We start from the raw sequence: 8,752 nt of genomic DNA, 5'->3' as shown, positions 1-8,752 counted from the left end.
TCGCTGTATTGCTGCTCGGATGGCGTGCGTGGTCGTGGCGCTGCCGTGACGTACCTGTCCCATAGGGCTTCCTTCCATTCCAGCGAATGGATCGCACCATCAAACCGTGGGATCAAACACCTAACGATGATGGGTGCTTACCAGCACGGCTGGGGAATGGGATTTGGCGGCGTCTGGATGATCCTTCTGATAATCGTGACGCTTCTGGCGATCCTGGCATTGGTCAAGTACCTCTCCAAATGACATTCCACCAGGAAAGACACGCGAAGCCTGCGATCCGACAGCCGACCACATCACAGGCATGGACAAGCTAGGCGCAGATCTCAATTGCTGACCGCCCTTTTTGGCGACGTTTCCCCCGATACGGCAGTCGCAAGGTCCTCGAGGATCGGGCAGTCTGGGCGGTGGTCGCCAGCACATTCGTGGACGAGATGAGTGAGTGTTTTCTTCATCTCGATCAACTCGTCAATCTTGGCGTCAATATGGATCAGGTGCTCCATGGCGATCTGCTTGACGTCCGCGCTGGCACGGGAATTGTCCTCATAGAGTTGCAACAGGTTCCGGCAGTCGTCGATCGTGAAGCCCAGCGATCGGGCGCGGTTCAGGAAGGCAAGCTTGTGCAAGTCGCTTTCCCGGAACGAGCGATAGCCGTTAGTGCTGCGGAGCGGTGAGACTAGGCCGATATCTTCGTAGTAGCGGATGGTTTTGGCCGGAAGGCCGGATAGGCGGGCAACGTCACCGATGTTCATGATTATCGTCCTATTCGGCTGGAGTCGGTGAAAGGGACAGGTCCGTTTCGGCTTGCGGGGTACTTTCAACCAGCACGGGCTCGATACGACGCAGCCGCAGCGCGTTTGAGAGCACGAAGACCGACGACAGCGCCATCGCGCCCGCGGCCAGCACCGGCGAAAGCAGGATGCCGAAGGCCGAGTAGAGCGCGCCGGCGGCGACCGGGATCAGCGCGGTGTTGTAACCAAAGGCCCAGCCGAGGTTCTGGCGAATGTTGCGCATCGTTCGGGCCGAAATGTGGAAGGCATTGACCACACCGCGCAGATCGCCCGTCATAAGCACCACGTCCGCACTCTCGATGGCTACATCCGTGCCGGTGCCGATGGCGATGCCGATATCGGCATGGGCCAGCGCGGGTGCATCGTTGATCCCGTCACCGACAAAGGCGAGTTTTCGGCCTTCCGCGCGCAGCGCCTCCAGTGCCGAGACCTTACCATCGGGCAGAACCTCGGCGACCACGTGGTCGATCCCGAGCTCGGCGGCAATCGCCTCGGCGGTGGGTTTTGCATCGCCGGTGATCATGGCGACCTGCAGACCCAGCCCATGCAGGGCATCTATCGCCGTTCGTGAACTGGGCTTGATCGGGTCGGAAACGGCGATCACGGCGGCAATGTCGCCGTCGATAGCAACATAGAGCGGCGTCTTGCCAGCGGCGGCAAGCATCTCGCCGCTGCTTCCGAGCATATCAAGCGCGACGCCTTCGCGTTCCATCAGGCGGCGGGCGCCGACAAGGACATCCCGCCCCTCGACCGTGCCGCGCACGCCGAAGCCGGTGATCGAGGTAAACCCGTCCACGCCCGGCAGCGTTCTGCGCTCGCCCGCGGCCCGCAGAATAGCCTCGGCCACCGGGTGTTCAGAGTTGGCCTCCACAGCAGCCACGAGGCGCAGAACACTGTCACGGTCTTGCCCGGAAGCAAGCTTAATGTCGGTCAGTGCGGGTTTGCCCTCGGTGATTGTTCCGGTCTTGTCGAGCGCGACCACCTGCACCTCCTGCAACCGCTGCAACGCGTCGCCCTTGCGGAAGAGCACGCCCAGCTCGGCCGCGCGGCCGGTGCCGACCATGATCGAGGTCGGGGTGGCCAGCCCCATGGCGCAAGGGCAAGCGATGATCAGGACCGCCACACCGGCCACAAGTGCATAGGTCAGCGCCGGGTCCGGGCCGAACACCAGCCAGACCAGCACCGTTAGCGCCGCCAGCGTCATCACTGCAGGCACGAACCACATGGTGATGCGGTCCACCAGCCCCTGGATCGGCAGCTTGGCGCCCTGCGCCTCCTCGACCATGCGGATGATCTGAGCAAGTATCGTGTCGGCGCCAACGGCGGTCGCCCGGAAGGAGATCGCCCCGGTCCCGTTGACCGTGCCGCCGACGACGGTGTCGCCCGCGCCCTTTCCGACCGGGATCGGCTCACCCGTCAACATGCTCTCATCGACATAGGTGCTGCCCGAGATCACCTCGCCATCCACCGCGATCCGTTCGCCGGGGCGGACGCGGATCACATCGCCGGTGGCGATCTGGTCTATCGGAAGCTCGACGGTGTCGCCGTTCCGCTCGACCAGCGCGGACTTCGCCTGAAGCCCGACCAGCTTGCGGATAGCCTGGCCGGTGCGACCCTTGGCCCGCGCTTCGAGCCAGCGGCCGAGCAGGATCAGCACCACGATCACCGCGGCCGCCTCGAAATAGACCGAACGGGTCTCCGCGGGTAGCAGTGCGGGCAGGAAGGTTGCAACGACCGAATAGCCATAGGCGGCCGAGGTGCCGATGGCGACGAGGCTGTTCATGTCCGGCGCACCGCGCAGTAGCGCGGGATAGCCCTTCAGGTAGAAACGCCGACCCGGCCCAAAGAGCACGATGCTCGTCAGGACGAACTGGATCAGCCAGCTCGCATGATGTCCAATGGTCTCGCCGATCAGGGCGTGGAAACCCGGGATCATGTGCCCGCCCATCTCGAGCAGGAATACAGGCAATGTGAGTGCACCGGCAAAGAGCGTGAGGTGCTTCAGTTCCTCCGCCTCTGCGGCCTTGCGTTCGCCTGCATCGGGTGCATCGCTGGATGCCTCCGGCAAGGTTGCGGGATACCCCGCCTCTGTTGCAGTTCGCGCCAGTAGCTCCGGCGTCACCTGCCCCTCGAGGAAGCGGACGCGCGCGGTTTCGCTGGCAAGGTTCACGGAGGCTTCTAGAACGCCGGGCACCTTGGTCAGGGCCCGTTCCACGCGCCCGACGCAGGAGGCGCAGGACATAGATTCCACCCTTAGCGTCACTTCGCCGACGCGCGCCGGATACCCGGCCTTGTCGAGCGCTGCGGTGATCCCCGCCAAATCGGCCGGACCTTCGAACTCGATCCGAGCGCTCTCGCTGGCCAGATTGACGGTTGCTGCATCGACCCCTGATAGCCCCTTCAACGTGCGCTCGACACGTCCGACGCACGAAGCACAGGACATGCCTTCGACAGAGAGATTTACGGTATTCATCTTGGCCACCTACGACTCGATTTCGTCCAGTTGACCGGACACATAAGGCTTCCACCAACTGGAAGGTCAAAGGGCGGCTTGACGCAAGTTCTCGATAGAGCGCTTCACGGCTGACACCAAGGTCGGCTGCGAGATCCTGCCAGTGCCCTTTTTCCGGAATTGTACCGCCCGTCTCCAACCATGCTTCGAGCCTCGCACCAACGGTCCGGATGGTCCGGATTTCGGCTCTCCGGCGGGCCGCCTGCAAACCGTGTGCCAATTGTGCGACCCACTCCAGCGCAATGTCGGACCTCCGAGCGAGAGCCGACAGGAAGGTGGCGACCGGCATTACCAGAACTCTGCTGTCTGTCCCGGCTTTCGCGTCGCAATGATATGCCTCGGCAAAGGCGGCGGCTTCGGCCACGACCGACCCCACCGCAGCCTTGTTCAGAATCAGGACCTTTCCCGCTTCGGTGGTCCGGCAGAGCGAAAGCTCCCCGAAAACGCAGAAATGAACCGATTGAACCGGGTCACCGGCGTGGAACAGGTAGGTTCCCGTGGCCAGGCTGCGAGGGCTGCCATGGCGCTCGAACAACAAGGGCATCTTGGCTGACATGATAGAAATCATGCGCCATCCGACAGTGTTCTGCAAACCTGCTGTCGAAAACAGGAACGGAACCAGCCATGAAAAACGCCCTTCTCTGCCTTGCAATGCTTGCCGGTCTTGCCACCGCAGCCGCGGCGCAGGATCACACCGAACACATGCAGCACATGCAGCAGACCCCTGTGGTGGCCGAGCCCGGCCAATCCGCTTTTGCTGCAATTCAGGAGATCGTCGGCGTACTGCAAGCCGACCCGGAGGTGAACTGGAGCCGGGTGGATATCGACGCGCTGCGCGCCCACCTCGTCGACATGGACAACGTCACCCTGCGCGCCCAGGTTGAAACACACCCCCTCGTCAACGGGGCGGAATTCCGCGTGAACTCCGAGGACCCGGCGGTGCGAGCATCCATACAGGCGATGGTCACGGCCCACGCAGCGGTAATGAATGGAAGCGGTGAATTGCAGCAGGAAGTGTCGCCCATCGCCAACGGAGCCATACTTCGGGTCAGCGGAGATGCGGACGCACGAGCCCGGATCCTTGGGCTGGGGTTCTTTGGAATCCTGAGCCTCGGCATGCACCATCAGGACCATCATCTCGCGATGGCCCGCGGCGAGGCGCCGCACGTACATGGCTCGGAATAGATCTGAAATCGATCTTGACCTTCCCGTGCTGGAACCAGGGAGTATGTCCCGAAAGGAGACCCAGATGACCCGATTCAACGTTCCCGAAATGAGCTGCGGCCACTGCACGGCCGCGATCGAAAAGGCAATCAAGGAAATCGACCTGAACGCTACGATTGCGTGTAACCTCAACGACCGCACTGTCACGATTTCAAGTGACCTTCCCGCGAAGGCACTGCAATCGGCGATCTACGAGGCTGGTTACAAGTCCGAAGCCGCGTGACGCAGAAAGCGGTCGGTGGCTTGATGCCACCGGCCCTTCGGACACCTCGTGTCGGTAGGTTTTCGGGATCAGTTGCCGGTACGGGCCTGGCTGACGAGTTCCGCCAGTTGCGACTGCTCTATGAAACCCGGAACAAGCGCCTCACCGATGACAAATGAGGGTGTTCCGTCAAAGCCGAGCGTCTGGGTAAGGGCCATGGAGGTCGCGATATGCTCGTCGACTTCCGGTGCCTCCATATCCTCCCGGAGTTGATTGACGTCGAGCCCGACCTCTTCGGCCGCGCGAAGCACCGACGCCTCGTCTGCCCTGCCTTTCAGGTCCATGAGCGCCCAGTGAAATGCCTCGTACTTTCCCTGTTTGCGCGAGGCGAGCGCTGCGCGTGCCGCAAATACCGACCCTTCGCCCAGGATTGGCCACTCGCGATAGACGACACGGATGTTGGCATCGTCGGCCATGATCGCCTTCACCTCAGGTGCTACGCGTTTGCAGTACGGGCAGTTGTAGTCGAAGAATTCGATGACGGTGACGTCGCCTTCCGGATTTCCGAGAACCGGCGCGTTCGGGTCGTTTTCAAGCGTGTCCCGATGAGCTGAAAGAACCTGCGACGCAGCCGCGGCCTGTTGCTCGGCTTCCTGTGCCTGAAGCAGTTCCACGGCTTCCATGACGATCCCAGGGTTCTCCCGGATTGCCTCGTAGACCAGTTCCTTGATACGCGCTTCGCTAAGATTCTCCGCCATGGCCGGGAGTGGCCCCAGCAGGAGGATTGCCATGCCGATAGGGGCAAGGAGAAATTTCATATGTTCAGATTCCCTATTGATTTCTTTCTGCTTCCGTCCGGGCGGACTGGGCCTCGCGGATCCGATCTGGCCAGGCCGATTTGATAAAGGCGATGATGTTCCAGATGTCCTGATCACTCAGGGCGTCGCCAAAGCCCGGCATGCCGCTTTCGAATTCCATGCCTTGCTGCGCCAGCGTCTCGGCCCCGCCAAGCTTGGTGTAAGTGAATATCAGCGCATCGCCATGGTGCCAGGTGTGGCCGGTCTCGTCATGGGGTGGGGCAGGTAGCAGGCCATCGCCGTCCGGGGACCGCCAGTCCGGCTGACCTTCCAGGCTGGCACCGTGACAGGCGGCGCAGTTTGCGCGGTAGAGGGTCTCTCCCGCGACAATATCGACGTCGTCGGGCTGTCCGATGGAACTTGCTTCGTTTCCCGCAAAGACCCACGCCGCTCCTCCGGCAATCAGGGCACCGGCCACGAGCGCCCCTGTCCCTTCAAGAACCGTGGCAGCTTTCATGCCAGAACCTTGATACGCGTCATCATGCCGGAGGCCGCGTGGGTCAGCATGTGGCAGTGAAACACCCAGTCGCCGGGATTGTGGGCAACGAATGCAATCTCGCGGCTCTCGTCGCCATAGATGAGCAAGGTGTCACGCAGCGGACCGAGGCCACCACCGGGCAGGACTTCTCGGAAATGATGGCCATCCAGGTGCATGGCATGCGGAAACATCGTGTCGTTCTGCATCACCACCCGCACGGCCTGACCTCGTGCGGCCACGAACAGCGGCTCGTCGGCCATGCCGATCGTGCCATTGAACGACCAGAAGTTCATATTCTGCGCCGCCTCCCGGAAATCGACCTCGCGCCCGTTCATCGATGCCGACAGGAAGGCACGCATCGCGCCCCCTTCCATGACGAGGCGGCTGCGCAGGGCGTCGTCCAACCCGGTCACCGCCATGTCGAGGTTCGGTGGCAGCGGCGTCGGCGTCGGGCGACGGCTCTCAGACGCCTTGCCCTTCACGTCGAGCAGGACCTAGCTGAAAGCCTCGTCGCGCTCGACCCGCACCAGATGCGCTTCCGCGTCGTCTTCTGCCGTCACATCGACAATGAGATCTGCCCGTTGCGCGGGGGCGAGCAGGAATGTCTCGGGGATTGGCTGCGGCATTTCGAGCGGCATTCCGTCGAGCGCAACGATCCAGCCGTCGAGTCCCTGGAGCTGCAACTCGAAGATCCTGGCATTCGCAGTGTTGATCAGCCGAAGTCGCAGCCGCTCGTTCTGCTTCACCGCAAGCGTCTTGTTGAATACACCGTTTGTGACAGCGATGTTTCCCAGCCGTCCGCCATGGCTGAAATCCATCATATTGTCGAATGGGGCGATGGCGCCCGTCTCCGGGTCGAGCCGGAAGTCGTCAAGGACAAGCACCTCTTCCCGGTCCACGTCCGGAGCTTCGGCCTCCTCCACGATCAGCGGCCCCTGCAGACCACGCGCGACCTGCTCGTAGGACTGGTTGTGCGAGTGGTACCAGTAGGTTCCCGCGTCCGGCAGATCGAACTCGTAGAGGAACTCGCCCCCCGGCGGCACTGCCTCTTGCGTGACACCTGGCACTCCATCCATGGCGTTGTCGATGCGGATGCCGTGCCAATGCAGCGAGGTCGGCTCGGGCAAGGAATTCACCAGCCAACGGCGTAGCCGCGCGCCTTGCCGCGCGCGGATCTCGGTGCCGGGCACCCGACTGCCGAATCCCCAGATCTCCGTTTGAGGGTAGCCCTCCGGCGCGATCTGCGCCTTTGCGAGCGCGGCTTCGAGGGTCTCGCGATCCATTCCGGCCGAAAGGCCTCGGTGCGGAAGCAGCGGCATGGTGGCCATGGAGGCGGCACCGGTCAGCATGGATCTGCGTGAAATCATCATCTAGCTTCCTCGTTTGATCCCGCGGGCCAAAACGGACCCACGCGGAGTATCAGTCGGCATCGAGCACGTATGTCGCCATGGCACCCAGGTCTTCGGCACTCAGGAAAGCCGTGCCCCTCTACACGAGTTCGCCCATGCTACCACCGAAGGCATCACCATCCGGCATCACGCCGGTGCGAAGTGCAAAGGCGAGGTTCTCGACCGTCCAGCCGCGCGCTTTCAGGTCGCCGGGCTGGATTGAGGGTGCCTTGTCGCCCCCGGGAAGGTCCTCGTTGCCGGCAAAGGCCGCACCGATCAATCTGGCGACCGCCAGATTGCGCGGCGTGTGGCAGGCACCGCAATGTGCCGCGCCCCGGACCAGTTCACGACCCCGGTTCCAGGCCAGGCTCTTGCCGTCGATGGCGCCCGTCCGCGGTGTTCTGATGAGAACCGCCCGCCAGAGCTTCATGCCCCACCGATGGTTGAAGGGAAATGACAGCTCATGCGACGGTGCCGCTTGTTCGACAGCCGAACCTGTCGCTCCCCTTCCGCCCATCAGTTGATCCCGTTCTCACGCTGCAGTTCTCGCACGTAGAGGGTAATATAGGCGACATCGGCATCGGTGAGGCCTTCCACCGGGGGCATGTTGCCGAACTTCCAGCGATGCGCCCGGACGCCGTTCCTTGCGGCGATCTGGAAAGCGACGTCGCCATTATGGCTGGGCTCGTAGAATTTGTGCACCAAAGGCGGCGCAATGCCGTTTTGGCCGGCTGCGTTCTCGCCGTGACAGGTTGCGCATTTTGCGTCGAAACCGTTCTTGCCGATCTGTGCATTCGCCGAAAGTTTTGCAGGCACCAGAACATCTGCAATCGGCGCGCCCTCTGCGATCTTCGAGGTGTCGGGCGGCGTCATCGAATGTCCAGCCGGTTCGGGCGGGCTTATGACCTGCATCGCGAAGACCGCGATGCCGCCAAGCAGGATGGCTCCGATGCCGATCGGGAGTAAATTGTCCATGTTTCGTTCGTTTCCTGTCGGCGCGTCTCGAAATGGTGCGCCATTTCCGTTTTCAGATTAACTTCACCCTCTGATCCAACGAGTTCCGGGCAGTCGGGAATCCTCTCCTTCATTGCAGGCGCCGGGCGCCGGTTCGGACCCTCGACCTTGCGGATCACCGTCTTGCCTCCGGGTGGTCTGGTCTGTTCCCGCGGGTTTGAAATAGGTGGCTCGGGTTGTCTGAACAGTTTGGAGCTGTGTTCTAAGTGGATCTTCCGCTCAGTTATGCCGCGACCGGAATTGGCCGGGACGGGGTGAGATATGCCTGATCGGGCGTTTTCCCGTCCAG

The 8,752-nt window shown here is 62.4% G+C and carries 11 protein-coding genes and 1 pseudogene; 3 read left to right on the top strand and 9 right to left on the bottom strand.

What is annotated here, in order from left to right; all coding sequences use genetic code 11:
- On the top strand, window positions 1–243 hold a 243-nt coding region (locus EU800_RS27350), incomplete at its 5' end, for a hypothetical protein (RefSeq protein ID WP_207210012.1).
- Window positions 244–323: 80 nt separating this feature from the next.
- Here EU800_RS27350 and cueR read toward each other — a convergent pair.
- The 3 genes and pseudogenes from cueR to EU800_RS29205 form a co-directional block, all read right to left on the bottom strand.
- On the bottom strand, window positions 324–749 hold the full coding sequence (cueR, locus tag EU800_RS25370; protein ID WP_129636258.1) for a Cu(I)-responsive transcriptional regulator: 426 nt from the start codon (window positions 747–749) through the stop codon (window positions 324–326).
- Window positions 750–759: 10 nt separating this feature from the next.
- The gene (locus EU800_RS25365; protein WP_129636257.1) at window positions 760–3,261 is read right to left on the bottom strand and encodes a heavy metal translocating P-type ATPase; all 2,502 of its coding nucleotides are present in this window, start codon (window positions 3,259–3,261) and stop codon (window positions 760–762) included.
- 304 nt (window positions 3,262–3,565) lie between these two features.
- Window positions 3,566–3,844, bottom strand: a pseudogene (locus EU800_RS29205) (Crp/Fnr family transcriptional regulator); the annotation flags it as partial.
- A gap of 80 nt (window positions 3,845–3,924) precedes the next feature.
- On the opposite strand from EU800_RS29205, the gene EU800_RS25355 reads away from it, so the two are divergent.
- Window positions 3,925–4,485, top strand: a complete 561-nt coding sequence (locus EU800_RS25355; RefSeq protein ID WP_129636256.1) for a hypothetical protein — start codon at window positions 3,925–3,927, stop codon at window positions 4,483–4,485.
- A gap of 64 nt (window positions 4,486–4,549) precedes the next feature.
- Window positions 4,550–4,747 (top strand): heavy-metal-associated domain-containing protein, encoded by a 198-nt coding sequence (locus EU800_RS25350; protein ID WP_129636255.1) that lies wholly within the window; start codon window positions 4,550–4,552, stop codon window positions 4,745–4,747.
- Window positions 4,748–4,815: 68 nt separating this feature from the next.
- Here EU800_RS25350 and EU800_RS25345 read toward each other — a convergent pair whose 3' ends face one another.
- The 6 genes from EU800_RS25345 to EU800_RS25325 form a co-directional block, all read right to left on the bottom strand.
- Window positions 4,816–5,544 carry a DsbA family protein gene (locus EU800_RS25345; protein ID WP_129636254.1) on the bottom strand — a complete coding sequence of 243 codons (729 nt, stop codon included), beginning with the start codon at window positions 5,542–5,544 and terminating at the stop codon, window positions 4,816–4,818.
- A gap of 13 nt (window positions 5,545–5,557) precedes the next feature.
- The gene (locus EU800_RS25340) at window positions 5,558–6,040 is read right to left on the bottom strand and encodes a cytochrome c (RefSeq protein WP_129636253.1); all 483 of its coding nucleotides are present in this window, start codon (window positions 6,038–6,040) and stop codon (window positions 5,558–5,560) included.
- Window positions 6,037–6,543, bottom strand: coding sequence for a multicopper oxidase domain-containing protein (locus tag EU800_RS29200; RefSeq protein ID WP_371685671.1), 507 nt, complete (start codon window positions 6,541–6,543; stop codon window positions 6,037–6,039). The genes EU800_RS25340 and EU800_RS29200 overlap by 4 nt, the downstream gene beginning before the upstream one ends.
- A 12-nt stretch (window positions 6,544–6,555) precedes the next feature.
- Window positions 6,556–7,428, bottom strand: coding sequence for a multicopper oxidase family protein (locus EU800_RS29195; protein ID WP_371685670.1), 873 nt, complete (start codon window positions 7,426–7,428; stop codon window positions 6,556–6,558).
- A gap of 121 nt (window positions 7,429–7,549) precedes the next feature.
- A complete protein-coding gene (locus EU800_RS25330) occupies window positions 7,550–7,966 on the bottom strand; it encodes a cytochrome c (RefSeq protein ID WP_129636252.1) in 417 nt (138 codons plus the stop codon).
- A complete protein-coding gene (locus EU800_RS25325; protein WP_129636251.1) occupies window positions 7,966–8,424 on the bottom strand; it encodes a cytochrome c in 459 nt (152 codons plus the stop codon). Before EU800_RS25325 ends, EU800_RS25330 begins: the two co-directional genes overlap by 1 nt.
- Between the last annotated feature and the right edge of the window lie 328 nt (window positions 8,425–8,752).

The sequence above is a fragment of the Tropicimonas sp. IMCC6043 genome (assembly GCF_004146235.1).
Classification (GTDB): Bacteria; Pseudomonadota; Alphaproteobacteria; order Rhodobacterales; family Rhodobacteraceae; genus Tropicimonas.
The sequence above is the reverse complement of the archived record's forward strand: the minus strand, read 5'-3'. Positions and strand labels throughout refer to the sequence as shown.

What these genes read in the sequence shown, in the direction of transcription:
- EU800_RS25365 (WP_129636257.1), bottom strand. Translation starts at nt 3,261, where the DNA reads ATGAATACCGTAAATCTCTCTGTCGAAGGCATGTCCTGTGCTTCGTGC.
- EU800_RS25355 (WP_129636256.1), top strand. Translation starts at nt 3,925, where the DNA reads ATGAAAAACGCCCTTCTCTGCCTTGCAATGCTTGCCGGTCTTGCCACC.
- EU800_RS29195 (WP_371685670.1), bottom strand. Translation starts at nt 7,428, where the DNA reads ATGATTTCACGCAGATCCATGCTGACCGGTGCCGCCTCCATGGCCACC.
- EU800_RS25330 (WP_129636252.1), bottom strand. Translation starts at nt 7,966, where the DNA reads ATGGGCGGAAGGGGAGCGACAGGTTCGGCTGTCGAACAAGCGGCACCG.
- EU800_RS25350 (WP_129636255.1), top strand. Translation starts at nt 4,550, where the DNA reads ATGACCCGATTCAACGTTCCCGAAATGAGCTGCGGCCACTGCACGGCC.
- EU800_RS25325 (WP_129636251.1), bottom strand. Translation starts at nt 8,424, where the DNA reads ATGGACAATTTACTCCCGATCGGCATCGGAGCCATCCTGCTTGGCGGC.
- EU800_RS25340 (WP_129636253.1), bottom strand. Translation starts at nt 6,040, where the DNA reads ATGAAAGCTGCCACGGTTCTTGAAGGGACAGGGGCGCTCGTGGCCGGT.
- EU800_RS25345 (WP_129636254.1), bottom strand. Translation starts at nt 5,544, where the DNA reads ATGAAATTTCTCCTTGCCCCTATCGGCATGGCAATCCTCCTGCTGGGG.
- cueR (WP_129636258.1), bottom strand. Translation starts at nt 749, where the DNA reads ATGAACATCGGTGACGTTGCCCGCCTATCCGGCCTTCCGGCCAAAACC.